The following is a 13,142-nucleotide window of genomic DNA, read 5'->3' on the forward strand; positions in this document are numbered from 1 at the left end:
GCGCTTCACACCCGGACAGGAGCGAGCGCGGTCCTGCGCCGGTGGTACGCGACCGCCACGTACACCAGCAGCGGGGGCCAGGCGATCAACGGGAGGTAGCAGACCAGCAGCAGGGCGTTCTGCGCCGGTGAGCCGATGGACCCTTCGCCCAGTCCGGCCACGGAGGCGTAGACCGCCCAGCCGAGCACCGCGACCAGCCCGGCCGCCCCCGCCAGCGCGGCGGTCACCGCCGCCGCCGGCCGCACGCGGCGACCGCCCAGCACGGGGACCCAGACCGGCACGACCTCGCCCCACGACCGCACCAGTCCGAGCGTCAGCAGAGCAAGCGCCTCGGAAACGACGCTCAGCATGACGACGTAGAGCCCCTGACCCCAATGGGGCACGGAGTCCTCGGCCACCGGCAGCCCGGCGGCGAGGGCCAGCCGCCACAGACCGGACGGCAGGGTGATCAACGGTACGGCGTGGGCGGCGACGGCGACGCGGTACGGAACATTCGGCAGAGCTCGGATTCTCGGCATGTGTCGAGACTCGCCGGGGGGACCGGTCCGTCGCGTCGGCGCCGAGGAGAGTCCTGGTCCGCCGTGCGGGGGAGGCGGGGCGGTACCGGAGTCGGGGAGAGCGTTGCGCGCGACCCGACGACGAGCCGAGCGCGGAGGCAGGCGCTCTGCCCGGCAACCCGCCCCGGTCGCCCGCCCGTTCAGACCCCGTGCACGCTCTTCTTCGCCAGCTCGTACGCCGGCAGCATCTGCTCGTGCTCCTCGCTGTCCATCCCGCCCAGGTGCAGCACGACCAGACCCCGCGGGGCGGCGAAGGCGAGCGCTCGTTCCTTCTTCGGTGCGTCGAGGAACTCGTCGGTGTTGAGGTAGGTCACCTCGGCCGCCGCGAAGCCGCCCACCGTGGTCTTCGTGTACGCGACGTCCTTGTTGCTCTTGGACTCCTCGGCCACGAAGGCCTCCAGCGCCGCGCGCGGATCAGTGGCCCCCGCACCGCCGGTCCACACCCGCAGATAGCCGATGTTCCCGGCCGGCTTGGCGTCGATCTCACAGACCAGGGTCACCGGGCCGTGCTTCAGCGCACCGAACTCGGCGTCGATCCTGACCGCTTCCGGCGACCAGCCGGAGGCGAGGTCGAAGGCGACGGGCAGCACACACGCCGAGCCCTTGCCTCCGATCGAGCCGCCCTTCGCGACGGCGCCCGCCGGGGCACCTGCCGTGCTCTTCCCCGTCGCCGTGCTCTTCGCCCCGGCCGCTGGCTCCTTCGGCTCCTGCTCCGCCGCACACCCCGTCACCACACCCAGCAGCAGCGCTGCCGGGAGCGCTCTCGCTCCCATGCGCCGCACCACACCTCGTACCACGAATCCCCACCCCTGGTTCCGTTCGGACCGACATGATCGATCCTAGAGATGCCGTCGGACCGTACGGGATCCGGGAGGCCGGGAGGCCGGGAGGAGCTGACGTGGGCGAGAACAAGGACCGCATGCTGGCCGGTGAGTGGTACCTCCCGGACGACCCCGAGCTGGGGGCGGACACCGAGCGGCGCTTCGCGCTGTGCGCCGCCTACAACGCGAACGGCGGCGCGGCACCCGCCGACCGGGCGCGGATCCTGGCCGAACTGCTGGGCTCCGTGGGCGAGAACGTGAACATCCGGCCGCCGTTCCAGTGCGACTACGGCCACCACATCTCCATCGGGGACCGGACGTTCATCAACGTCAACGCGGTCTTCCTGGACCCGGCGCCGATCACCGTCGGCGCGGACGTGCAGATCGGCCCGAACGTCCAGCTCCTCACCGCGACCCATGAACTGGACACCGAGCGCCGCCGCGCGGGCTGGGAGAAGGCCGAGCCGGTGACCATCGGCGACAACGTCTGGCTCGGCGGCGGGGTGATCGTCTGCCCCGGTGTGACGATCGGCGAGAACACCGTCGTCGGGGCCGGGTCCGTGGTCACCCGGGATCTCCCGGCCGGGGTGCTCGCGGTCGGCAGCCCGGCCCGGGTGATCCGCACCCTCACGGACGCTACGGAGTGATCACGATCTTCCCGGGCGCATGGCCCGTCTCGCTCAGCGTCTGCGCCTTGGCCGCCTCCGCCAGCGGGAAGGTCTCCACGATCGTGACGCGCAGGGTGCCGTCGGCCGCCAGCCGGGCGTGCTCGGCGAGCGCGGGCTCGGGTGCCTCGACGCTGTTCGCGGAGAACGTCACCCCGAAGGTCCCCGCCTCCGGATCGGCGATGGTGACGATCCGCTCGGCCCTGCCGCCACGCAGCTCGATCGAGTCGGGCAGCGCGCCCTTTCCTGCCGCGTCGAACACGGCGTCCACACCCCGGGGCGCCACCGCGCGTACCCGTCCGACGAGCCCCTCGCCGTACGCCACCGGAGTCGCACCGAGGCTTCTGACGTAGTCGTGGTTGGCAGGGGACGCCGTGCCGACGACCTCCGCACCGGCCGCCACCGCGAGCTGCACGGCCGTCGCGCCGACCACGCCCGCGGCCCCGTGCACCAGCAGGGTCTCGCCGGACCGCACGCCGAGCAGGGCCAGTACCCGTGCGGCGGTCTCGGTCGCGACGGGCAGGGCGGCCGCGGCCGCCCAGTCGAGACCGGCCGGCTTCGGCGCATAGGACGAGCTCAGGGCGTACTGCGCATACGCGCCGGTCGCGGTCCACCCCAGGACCTCGTCACCGACCGCCGTGTCCGTGACGCCCTCACCGACCGCGTCGACGGTCCCGGCGAACTCCGCGCCCGGGGTCGCGGGGAGCGGGGTGGGGAACACCGCCTGCATCCAGCCGTTGCGGATCTTGTGGTCGAGCGGGTTGACGCCCGCCGCCGCGACCCGTACCCGCACCTGGCCCGGTCCGGGCTGCGGCTTCGCGGTCTCCACGAGACGCAGCACCTCGGGTCCTCCGAACTCCTCGAAGACGATCGCTTCCATGTCTGGCTCCTTCCGCCGTAACCAAGCCTTGCTCGCGGGACGGCCGGGTCCGGCCCGCCCTTGGGACGGTTGGACCTGGCCGAAAGGACAGCCGGCCCGGCCGGCCCCGGTCGTACGCTGGCACCCATGGAACTCACCGGGTCCACGTCAGCCGTGCCCGCGCTGGCCGCCGCCTACGACGTGGTCCGGCAGCCGCTCGGGCAGATCCTGCCCCGGCTGTCCCGGGCGCTGGGCGGTGTCGTCCCCCATGTGGCCGCGGCCGAACTGTCCACGCACTGCGCGCACTCCCCCTTCAAGACGGCCGGCGACAGTGCGCAGGCCGGGCGGATCACCGTGGCCGAACTGCATCCACTGGCCGCCTCCGTGACCGCGGGCGAGCCCTGGCAGGGCACGGTCCGCATCGGCGGGGCCGAGCACCCGGTGCTGGCCGTGACGAGCGACGCGACCCCGCGCGGGGCGCTGCTCGTCCTCGTACGCGCCGACGACAGCCCGGTGGCGGAGCAGGACTCCGCCGTCGTCCAGGCCATGTGGGACCTGGTGACCAGCCACTTCGACCGGCTCGCCACCGAGGCGGTGCCCGGGCCGCTGGCCCAGTCGCGGGCGGCCGCGGGTGAGCGGGCACGCGTGATCGCCGAGCTGACGGAGGCGCACGCGACCGCACTGTCCGGACTGCTCGGGGTCCTGCGCAGCCGCGGCCTGGACGATGCCGCGGCCCGCGCGGCCGCCGTCGACCTGGCGGTCAACGCCCTCGTCGATCTGCGCTCGGAGCGCGAACTCGACCAGGCCGTCGCCGAGGAGCCCGCCGGTCAGGCCTTCGCCCGCCTCGCCGACTCGCTGCGGCCGATGCTCCGCTACAGCCCGGTCCGGCTGGAGCTGGGCGCGCCCGACTCGGCGCGGCCGCTGGCCAACGACGTGGCCCACGCGGCACGCGCCGTCGTCCGGGCCGTGGTGCTGACCGTGCTGGAACAGGACGGGTTGAGCCGGATGCACGTCGGCTGGACCCTCACCGACAACGAACTGCGGGCGACGGTACGGGACGACGGCCCGGGCAGGATCTCGTCGTGCACGCTCGAACCGCACCGGGTCACCGAACGTCTGGAGGCGCTGGGCGGTCGGCTCGACACGGACGCCGTACCGGGCTGGGGCACGACGGTCACGGCGACGATCCCGCTGGGGACACCCCAGTCGTCCCCCGAGAATCCGCTGGGCGCGCTCGGGGCGAGGGAGCTGGAGGTGCTGACGCATCTGGCCCGGGGGCACCGCAACCGGGTGATCGCGCAGGAGCTGCACATCAGCGAGTCGACGGTGAAGTTCCACGTCGCGAACATCCTGACGAAGCTGGGAGTGGCCTCGCGCGGAGAGGCGTCGGCGCTGTTCCACGCGGTGGCGTAGGGCAGTCGGGGCAACCGCGCCCGGGGGGCTTCGCGGCGGCCCGAAGGTTCTCCGGGGGGACTGGTTCGGGCGGCGGTCGGTCCGGCGCGCGGTGATGCGAGGGGTTCCACTCGGCGGGCCGGGGGGGCCGGTTCGCGCGACGGCCCGTCCCGGGCCGCGGGTCGATCCGGTCCGGGCCGCAGGTCGATCCGGTCCGGCCGCTCGGCAGATCCGGGGCCGCTTCGGGCGACGGCCCGTCCCGGGCCGCGGGTCGATCCGATCCGGGCCACGGGCCGAGCCGGGTCCGGCCGCTCGGCGGGCCCGGGGCCGGTTTCGCGCGACGGCCCGTCCCGGAACCACAGGTCGACCCGGTCCTGGCCGCAGGTCGATCCGGTCCAGGCACGGGCCGATCCGGGTCCGGCCGCTCGGCGGGTCCGGGTCCGGCCGCTCGGCGGGCTCGGGGGCCCGATTCGCGTTCACGGCCCGTCCCGGGCCACAGGCCGACCCGGCCCGGGCCACGGGCCGATCCGGTCCGGACGCTCGGCGGGTCCGCCGCCGTTGTCACACCCGCCTGCCACACTCGAATCCATGAGCGACCGATGGGCTCTGGCGGCTGCGGAGGGCGGTGGGGCGCAGCTCGTGCCCCTCGGCCCCGACGGCCTGCCCGCCGGGCCCGTCATCACGGAGCCCGACCTCGCCGAGGCCGTCCGCTCCCGGCCGGAGGTCGGGCGCTGGGTGTGGCGCTCGACCGCCGACATGTATCCCCGTCTGCTGTCGGCCGGCGTCAGGGTCGAGCGGTGCTACGACATCGAGGACGCTGAGCTGCTGCTCCTCGGCCATGAGGGGCGGCTCGGGGAGCCCCACTCGGCGGCGGCGGCCCTGGCCCGGCTGCACAACGGCCCCGTACCCCCCGATCCGCCCCCGCGCGCCGCCGAACCGGGCTCGCAGTCCTCGCTGTTCGAACCCCAGCCGGTTCCCGTACCGCTGGAGTCCCTGCTGGAGGTGTACGCCGACCAGCTGCGCCGGCACGACGCCACCGAACACCCCGGGCGGATGCGACTGCTCACCGCCGCCGAGTCGGCGGGCATGCTCGTGGCGGCCGAGATGAACCTCGCCGGGCTGCCGTGGCGGGCGGACGTCCACCGCGGCGTCCTGCATGAACTGCTGGGCGAGCGGTACGCGGGCGGCGGGGAGCCGCGCCGGCTGGCCGAGCTGGCGGACGAGGTGTCGGCCGCGTTCGGCCGGCGGGTGCGCCCCGATCTGCCCGCGGATGTCATCAAGGCCTTCGCCCAGGCGGGCATCAGGCTGCGGTCGACGCGCCGCTGGGAACTGGAGGAGATCGACCACCCGGCCGTGAAGCCGCTGGTCCAGTACAAGAAGCTGTACCGGATCTGGGTCGCGCACGGCTGGAGCTGGCTCCAGGACTGGGTGCGGGACGGCCGCTTCCGGCCCGGGTATCTGCCGGGCGGCTCCGTCTCCGGCCGCTGGACGACCAACGGCGGCGGCGCCCTGCAGATCCCGAAGGTGATCCGGCGGGCGGTGGTCGCGGACGAGGGCTGGCGGCTCGTCGTCGCGGACGCCGACCAGATGGAGCCGCGCGTGCTGGCCGCCATCTCGCGCGACCCGGGTCTGATGGACGTCGCCGGCCACGACGGCGATCTGTACTCGGTCCTGTCCGACCGCGCCTTCTCCGGCGACCGCGACCACGCCAAAGTGGCACTCCTGGGCGCGATCTACGGCCAGACGTCGGGCGACGGACTGAAGAACCTGGCGGCCCTGCGCCGCAGATTCCCGCTGGCGGTGGCGTATGTGGACGATGCGGCCCGGGCCGGCGAGGAGGGCCGCCTCGTCCGCACCTGGCTCGGCCGCACCAGCCCGCGCGCGGCCGGCGCGGCCGAGGCCGACGAGGCGGGCATCCCACAGGAGACCGCGGAACAACCGTCCCAGGACGGCGAGTTCACCCCGGGCTACGCCTCGTCCAATGCCAGGGCGCGCGGCCGGTTCACCCGTAACTTCGTGGTGCAGGGCAGCGCGGCGGACTGGGCACTCCTGCTGCTCGCGGCCCTGCGGCAGGCGACCGCCGGCATGCGCGCGGAGCTGGTCTTCTTCCAGCACGACGAGGTGATCGTGCACTGCCCCGCGGAGGAGGCGGAGGCAGTGGCGAAGGCGATCCGCGAGTCCGGAGAGCTGGCGGGGCGGATCGCCTTCGGGCAGACGCCGGTGCGGTTCCCCTTCAGCACGGCGGTGGTGGAGTGCTACGCGGACGCGAAGTGACGCGTCACCGCGACCGGGACCGCGACCGCGCCGACGGACCGGCGGCCGGACGACCCGAGGACGGGGACCCGCGCCCCGACGGACCGGCCGCCGGGCGACCGAGGCCGAGGGACCAAGGACCGGGCGACCGAGGACGGGGAGCCGCTACTTGAGCGTCTGCCACACCTCGTCGGTGGCGATCGCGGACAGTTGAGCCTTGGTGAACGGAGGCGCGGAGAGCACAGGCGGCTTGTGCGGATACTCCGCGTTGTAGGACGTGACCGTCACCCGCAGACCCTTCGCGGTCACGGTTTCGGCCGTCCACCCCACGGTGCCCGCGTGCTTGCCTGCCTCGTCCCGGGTGACGACCCTGCCGCCGTCCGCCGTGCCGTGGCCCAGCCGCACCCGCAGGAACGTCTTGGTGTTCGTCTGCTTGTCGCGCACGATCACATAGCCTTCGTCACCGCCGCCGCCCAGGCCGGCCGACGCGTACCCGGCCGGCACCAGGCCGCTGAGCGTCTCGAAGACCTCCCAGCTGTTCTGGACGGGGCGCGGGCTAGTGAACGCCTCCGCGTTCATGACGCCGTACTTGGTGAAAGCCCCCTCCACACTCGCCGCCAGCTCATCCAGTTGAAGAGGACTGAGCGGGGGTTCGTTCCGGGTGGGAGTGCCCGTCGGTGAGGGCGCGTTGTACTCGACCGCCTGGAGCAGAAAGCCGTCCGCCGAGATCCGGGTGGACTTCCAGACCTTCACCCCGGCGGATCCGCCGCCCACATGGCCCTGCTCGTTCTTCTCACCGAAGGCACCGACCTTGCACACGGAACCGGTCGTGGCCTTCGGGCACTTCAGCGACTGCCGGACCTTCGGATCCTTGGGGTCGACGCGCCGGGCGGAGATCGAGACGAGTGAGGCCCCGTAACTGTCGTCGTAGACGAGCGAGGCGTCGGCCGCGCCGGGACCGCCCATGTTGCTGGTGCCCCGCTGCTTGCTGAACTCCCCCTTCGGGAGGACCGGGAGACTGATCTCGAGCAGCTTGATCATCTGGTCGGCGTGCGCCCGCATGAAGGACGTGGGGTCCTCCTTCGGGCCGCTTCCGCCGGAGGGGCCAGGGGTGGGGGATGCGCCGTCCCGCGGGGCAGAGGAGTGTGTCCGAGTCGGTGTCGCGTCCGCCACCGACGCGCTGTCGTCCCCGGATCCGCCGGTGATGTACAACCCGGCCGTCCCCAGCGCGGCCAGCGTCAGCACGCCTCCGGTCAGGACCGTGGCACAGCGGCGGGCAACCTTGCGGCGGCCCCGGAGTGCCCCCGCGGTGAGCAGGCCCCGCCCGTCGGCGACGAACGTGCCGCCGGTGCGCCGCATGATCTCACCGAGGTCGTTCTCGAAGCGGGTGTCGGGGGTCTCTTCGGTGTCGTTGTCGAGGGGCATGGCGGTTCACCATCTCCAGTCGGCGCCGGTGGGCCGGAGTTGAGGGAGGTCTTGGCTGGTAGGGATACGGCGGTGGGATCGTGGCTGCGGTGCGGACGGAACACCTGGCCGAGGCATCGGCGGCGAAGGCTCAGGTGGCGGCGACGAGTTCGGCGAGACTGCCGCCGAGCTGGGCCCGTAGCCGTGCCAGCGCCCGCGACGCCCGGGTGCGTACGGCGGCCGAGCTGACGTTCATGGCGTCGGCCGTCTCCTCGATGCTGCGGTCCTCCCAGTAACGGAGCACCACCACGGCCCGGTCCTTCGGCGGCAGTTGCCCGAGCGCCTGGAGCAGCGCCAGCCGCAGCAGCGGATCGCTTCCGGTGATGACCGGGGCGTCGGGCAGATCCGCCACCGGCCGTTCGTCCGCGGAACGCCTGCGCCGGTAGGTGAGGAAGGTCCGCACCAGAACGGTCTGGGCGTACGCGGCGGGGTTGTCCACCTGGGAGATCCGCCCCCACTTCAGATACATCCGGCCCAGCGTCTCCTGCACCAGATCCTCCGCGAGGTAGGTGTCACCACTGGTGAGAAGGCACGCGAAACGAAACAGATGTCCCGTGAGCCCGCCTGCGAACTCCATGAACCCGTCCTCGCGGGACTGTCTCATGCCTCCCCGTCCCCCCTGTTTCCCACCGCGACCGAAGGGCTCCGGCCCCCCCACCTCATCGACGCGCCACCCTGGGCGAAATGTTGCACCGCCTTCTTCCCGGGTGGTGGCGGGGGTGCCTCCACCTGCGGTTCACCCCTCCAGATACGCCTCCGTCACCGCCAGCGCCGCCGCCATGATGCTCAGCTGCGGATTGACCTCCGGGCAGCCCGGCAGCACCGAGGCGTCGGCGATCAGCACGCCCGTCACGCCCCGCAGCATCCCGGTCTCGTCCGCCGGGGCGCGCTCCGGGCTGCTTCCCGCCGCGACCGTCCCCGTCGGGTGGTACGCCGACAGATGCAGCTGCCGTGCCGTGACCCCGGCGAGGACGGTGTCCAGCTGCGCCAGGTCACGGGCCCGGGGCGCGGCGGGGATGCCCGTGAGGACCTCCTCCGCGCCCGCCGCGAACAGGAGCCGGCCCATGGCCCGTACCGAGCGCATGAGGCGGCCCGCGTCCCGCCGGTCCAGGTCGTAGCGGATCAGCGTGCGGTCGCGGCCGACGACCCGGCCCGATGGGCGGTCGGCGATCATCGCGCCCAGGGTGGCGAGACGGTCGGTGGCCTCCAGTTCGCGGCGCAGTTCGCCGCCGAGGCCCGGGAGGACGAAGGAGCCCATCCCCGGCGGGGTCGCGGTCGCCTCGATCAGGACGCCGCCGTCGTGGAGTTCCTCGACGCCGACGCTCTGGAGGACCCCCTCCCAGGCGGTGACCGGTTCGGCAAAGCGCCCGGCCACGCTGGTGGCGGGGTGAACGCTCAGGTTCCGGCCGAGGCGCGGATGCCCGCCGAGTCCCGAGCGCCGCAGCAGGGGCGGTGACTGCAGGGCGCCCGCCGCGACGACCACCAGCGGGGCGAGGATCTCCAGCTCGCCGCCGTCCTCGCGGCGTACGAGAACTCCCGCGGCCCGCGCACCGCCCGGACGGTCGGCGTCCACCAGGATCCGGCGGACCCGGGCGCCCGTGACGATCCGCGCGCCCGCGGCGCACGCGTCGGGCAGCACGGACAGTTGCACGCTCTGCTTCGCGCCGGTGGGACAGCCCACCACGCACTGGCAGGAGCCCTTGCAGCCGGGAGCGTTGCGCCGAAGCGGCGAGGCCGCCCAGCCGAGGGCCTCGGCTCCGGCGAGTGCGAGCCGGCCGTTGTTGCCGAGGACGTCGAGGGGCTGCGGCGCGACCCGCAGTGTGCGTTCGGCCTCGTCGAGACAGGGGCCGAAGCGCTCCGCGGGCGAGAAGCCGAACTCGCTCGTCCAGCGGTCGAGGACATGGTCCGGAGTGCGGTAGCAGGTACCGGAGTTGACGACCGTCGTACCGCCGACGGCGCGGCCCACCGGCAGCAGCAGCGGCGGGTTGCCGAGCGCGACCGTGGCGCCGCCGTCGCGGTAGAGCTCGGCGAACCGGTCGAGCGGTGTGCGGCGGCCGAAGGAGGCCGTGGAGTGGTGGTGCCCCTCCTCCAGGACGACGACGTCGAGACCCGCGCGGGCGAGCGTCCGTGCGGCGGTCGCGCCGCCCGCACCCGAACCGATCACCACCGCGTCGGCGGTCGATCGGGCCGGCCACTCCCCGGCGGGGGTGCAGTCCAGCGGCGGATCCTCGGGTGCCGGGAAGAGCGGGCGGGGGCCCTGGTGCAGCATCCGCTCGGTGCCCGCGGCCAGCAGGACCGGCACCTTCAGGACATCGAGCAGCGGCAGCAGCGCGGGCCGGGCGCCGAGCGATCCCAGCACCGATTCCCGTTCGCCCGGGGTGAGTTCGGCGAGCCTGCGCCCGTCCCGTGCCAGGGCGTACGCGTCGAGGGCGCCGGCCGCCGCCCGCAGTCCGGCGCGCGCGGGCAGGGGCATCGAACCGAGGACGGTCTCCAGCCGCCGGGGCACCCGCGCGGGCCACCGCTCGGTGCCGTCGTCGGCGATGAGCGCGGCCACCAGACCGTCGAGGCTCATCGGGTGCCCACCTCGGCGTGCGCCGTGCCGTCGAGATGCCACTCCCGCTCCGTACGCCAACCGCCCCACCACCGCTCCAACAGGACGTGGGCATCGGCGCGTTCACTGTTGCGGCAGACGGCCTGCGCACCGTCCGGGTCGGTGTAGCCGAGCGCGAGGGTGCGCTCGTCGGGCTGGGTGACCTCGACCCGGATACGCCGCAGCCCTGCGCGGCCGGTGACCGTCCAGGTGGGCAGGCCGATCTGCGAGCGGAAGCGCCACAGCCCGCCCCACCCGACCGCCGAGCGCTCCGCCCGCCGCGGCCAGGTCCGGCCGGAGCGGCGCAGCCTCAGAAAGACCAGCGGCGGCAGCCGGCGCAGACCGGGGCGCCGGGATACGGCGGTGACGATCTCCAGGACGTCCCCGCCGCCGAGGTCGGCATGCAGCCAGGCCCAGCGGTGCGCGTTGCCGTGGCCGTAGATCCGGGCGGACGCCCCGGGGGCGCCGGCCAGTCGCAGGGTCGTGCTCCCGTACGAGACGGTGCCGCCGTACGAGGCGCGCGCGGCCGGGAGGATCTGCGCGGCGGGCAGCAGCGGGCGGCGCCAGGACCAGCGGGGAAAGGTGAACAGGGGTGTGTCGGCCGCCTGTTCCGTCAGGTCCCAGCGCAGCTCACCTGCCGAACCGGTCAGCTGTCCGGGCACGGCCGAGATGCCGTCGGCGCTGAACCCGTGCTCGCCGCCCGCCCACTTCCCGGGGCCGAAGCGGGCGTGCCGTACCGGCTCGTCCTTGGGGAAGACCGCGGCCCAGCCGTGGGCGTACGGTTCCGATCCGTCGGCGGGCGCGGTGAGTTCGTGATGGAGCCACAGTCCGGTGCCGGTGGCCGGGTCGGTCGCCGTGGTGTACCAGACCTCGGTACGGCCGGGCTCGCCCCGCCACCGCGGCGCCATCAGACCGCCTCCGTCCACCGCGCGGGGGAAGCGGAAACCGGCGAGGAAGGGCAGCAGGCCGGTCGCCACGGGGAAGCGGAGCGTTCCTTCGCCGACCGGGGCCCCGTCCTCGTGGAGCGTGAAGGGCAGGACGGTCATCGACTTCACCGGGTGGCGCGGATTCACGGACTTCCAGCCGTCGAGGGTGAGACGCCGGCCGTCGGCGGTGAAGGAGAGCCGGTAGCGGATGCGCCGCCTGGCCAGCGGCGATATCTCCAACTCCCCTGCGGCGGAAGAGTCGTCGGCCCGCCCGGCGATGCGGACACGGCCCGAGGCGTGTGCTTCGGTCGTGCCCAGGGGGCGCAGCACACGGTCGGCCGTGACACGCAGGTCGAGGCGGATCGGGCGGCTGCGGTCCTCGCCGTCGAGGCGGACCGTGCCGAGCATGGTCTCGCTGAACGACGTTCCCCGTGAGCTCGTGCCACCCGTGCTTGCGCTGGTACGAGGTGGGCGCGTGCTCGTGCGGGGTGTATTCCTGCGCGGTGTCCTCATGCGAGCCCCTCCAGCATGATCCGTTCGGTGGCCGTCAGATACGCCTCGGCCGCCCGCCTCGCGGCACTCTCGTCACCGGCCGCGACGGCCTCGACCACCGGCGCCAGCCGGCGGTGCGCCGCCTGCGGATCGGTGAACGGGCCCACCAGGGCGGCCCGTACGGGCACATAGGCGTTGAACAGGGTGTTGGTGAGCAGCACATAGACACGGTTGCCGGTGGCGCGGGCGAGCGCCCGGTGCACGTCGATGTCGGCGAGCTGGACCGGGTCGCCGCCTTCGGCCGTACGCACCGCCTCCAGCAGTTCCCGCAGTTCGGCCCGCTGCTTCGCGGTGGCTCTCCCCGCGGCCCGCTCGGCGATCAACGCGCCGATGCTGCGCCGGACTTCGAAGATCTCGCCGATCCAGTCGGGGCTGTGCCGCACCAGCATCGGCAGCAGATCGGCGCCGCCGAGCCGTGCGTAGTCGCGCACCCGGGTGCCGACCCCGTGCCGGGTCTCCAGCAGCCCGGCCTGGACGAGCCGGCCGAATGCGTGCTTGAGGGTGGTGCGGGTGACGCCGTATCCGTCGGCGAGCTGCCGCTCGGGGGGCAGATAGCTGCCGGCGGGGTGCCGTCCGTCGAGGATGTCCTCGCGCAGCCGGGACTCCAGGACGTCGACGATGGTTTCGCGGGGCAGTGCCTCCACGAGTTCCCTCCCCGGGATTGAGTGGCTCAGTGGATGAGCCACTCAACCAATGCCGGGTCGCCGCCGTCAATGGCCCGGACCGCACCTGCCGTTGAGAAGCCCTCGGCGCAATCCCCGAATCGGGTGGGGATGACCGTCCGGGTGATTCGAACTACGCATCACGGCCACCCCACCCGGACCCCCACCGGCCCACCGGCCGCATGATCGAACTTTTGCTCGGCATGCACCCCGTTACGCCTCGCTGATCAGCAGCGTTGGTCAGGCTCCAGCGCAGCACCCGACGGCCGAGGAGAGTTGATGCATCCCTCTACCCCTGTGATCGGCGTTCACCTGGCGTTCGATTGGGACGGAAAGGAACTTCTGGGAGCGGGGTGGCGCGCATGAGGCGCCGCTCGCCCCGCACGACGGACACATCGGCG

General features: G+C 73.5%; 11 protein-coding genes. 3 read left to right on the forward strand and 8 right to left on the reverse strand.

Annotated elements, in window-relative coordinates; genetic code table 11:
• Nucleotides 1-5: 5 nt before the first annotated feature.
• Both RPQ07_RS16915 and RPQ07_RS16920 read right to left on the reverse strand, forming a co-directional pair.
• On the reverse strand, nt 6-518 hold the full coding sequence (locus RPQ07_RS16915; protein ID WP_313944978.1) for a hypothetical protein: 513 nt from the start codon (nt 516-518) through the stop codon (nt 6-8).
• A 179-nt stretch (nt 519-697) separates the two neighbouring features.
• Nucleotides 698-1,330: a lipoprotein gene (locus tag RPQ07_RS16920; protein WP_313944979.1), complete on the reverse strand. Its 633-nt coding sequence runs from the start codon at nt 1,328-1,330 to the stop codon at nt 698-700.
• A 125-nt stretch (nt 1,331-1,455) separates the two neighbouring features.
• On the opposite strand from RPQ07_RS16920, the gene RPQ07_RS16925 reads away from it, so the two are divergent.
• Nucleotides 1,456-2,025 (forward strand): sugar O-acetyltransferase, encoded by a 570-nt coding sequence (locus RPQ07_RS16925; protein ID WP_313944980.1) that lies wholly within the window; start codon nt 1,456-1,458, stop codon nt 2,023-2,025.
• Here the strand turns inward: RPQ07_RS16925 and RPQ07_RS16930 are convergent.
• On the reverse strand, nt 2,015-2,923 hold the full coding sequence (locus RPQ07_RS16930; RefSeq protein WP_313944981.1) for an NADP-dependent oxidoreductase: 909 nt from the start codon (nt 2,921-2,923) through the stop codon (nt 2,015-2,017). The two genes, RPQ07_RS16925 and RPQ07_RS16930, sit on opposite strands and share 11 nt — an antisense overlap.
• A gap of 126 nt (nt 2,924-3,049) precedes the next feature.
• Between RPQ07_RS16930 and RPQ07_RS16935 the strand changes: the two genes are divergently transcribed.
• Nucleotides 3,050-4,315: a helix-turn-helix transcriptional regulator gene (locus RPQ07_RS16935; protein WP_313944982.1), complete on the forward strand. Its 1,266-nt coding sequence runs from the start codon at nt 3,050-3,052 to the stop codon at nt 4,313-4,315.
• Nucleotides 4,316-4,882: 567 nt separating this feature from the next.
• On the forward strand, nt 4,883-6,568 hold the full coding sequence (locus tag RPQ07_RS16940; protein WP_313944983.1) for a bifunctional 3'-5' exonuclease/DNA polymerase: 1,686 nt from the start codon (nt 4,883-4,885) through the stop codon (nt 6,566-6,568).
• A 144-nt stretch (nt 6,569-6,712) separates the two neighbouring features.
• On the opposite strand, the gene RPQ07_RS16945 is transcribed toward RPQ07_RS16940, so the two are convergent.
• The 5 genes from RPQ07_RS16945 to RPQ07_RS16965 form a co-directional block, all read right to left on the reverse strand.
• Complete coding sequence (locus tag RPQ07_RS16945) at nt 6,713-7,972, reverse strand: hypothetical protein (protein WP_313944984.1); 1,260 nt, start codon at nt 7,970-7,972, stop codon at nt 6,713-6,715.
• Nucleotides 7,973-8,102: 130 nt separating this feature from the next.
• Nucleotides 8,103-8,615: a SigE family RNA polymerase sigma factor gene (locus tag RPQ07_RS16950; RefSeq protein ID WP_313944985.1), complete on the reverse strand. Its 513-nt coding sequence runs from the start codon at nt 8,613-8,615 to the stop codon at nt 8,103-8,105.
• A 132-nt stretch (nt 8,616-8,747) separates the two neighbouring features.
• Nucleotides 8,748-10,583 (reverse strand): GMC family oxidoreductase, encoded by a 1,836-nt coding sequence (locus tag RPQ07_RS16955; protein WP_313944986.1) that lies wholly within the window; start codon nt 10,581-10,583, stop codon nt 8,748-8,750.
• Complete coding sequence (locus tag RPQ07_RS16960; RefSeq protein ID WP_313944987.1) at nt 10,580-11,935, reverse strand: hypothetical protein; 1,356 nt, start codon at nt 11,933-11,935, stop codon at nt 10,580-10,582. The genes RPQ07_RS16955 and RPQ07_RS16960 overlap by 4 nt, the downstream gene beginning before the upstream one ends.
• 101 nt (nt 11,936-12,036) lie before the next feature.
• A complete protein-coding gene (locus tag RPQ07_RS16965) occupies nt 12,037-12,723 on the reverse strand; it encodes a FadR/GntR family transcriptional regulator (protein WP_313944988.1) in 687 nt (228 codons plus the stop codon).
• Between the last annotated feature and the right edge of the window lie 419 nt (nt 12,724-13,142).

The sequence above is a fragment of the Streptomyces sp. AM8-1-1 genome (assembly GCF_032229325.1).
Classification (GTDB): domain Bacteria; phylum Actinomycetota; class Actinomycetes; order Streptomycetales; family Streptomycetaceae; genus Streptomyces; species Streptomyces achmelvichensis.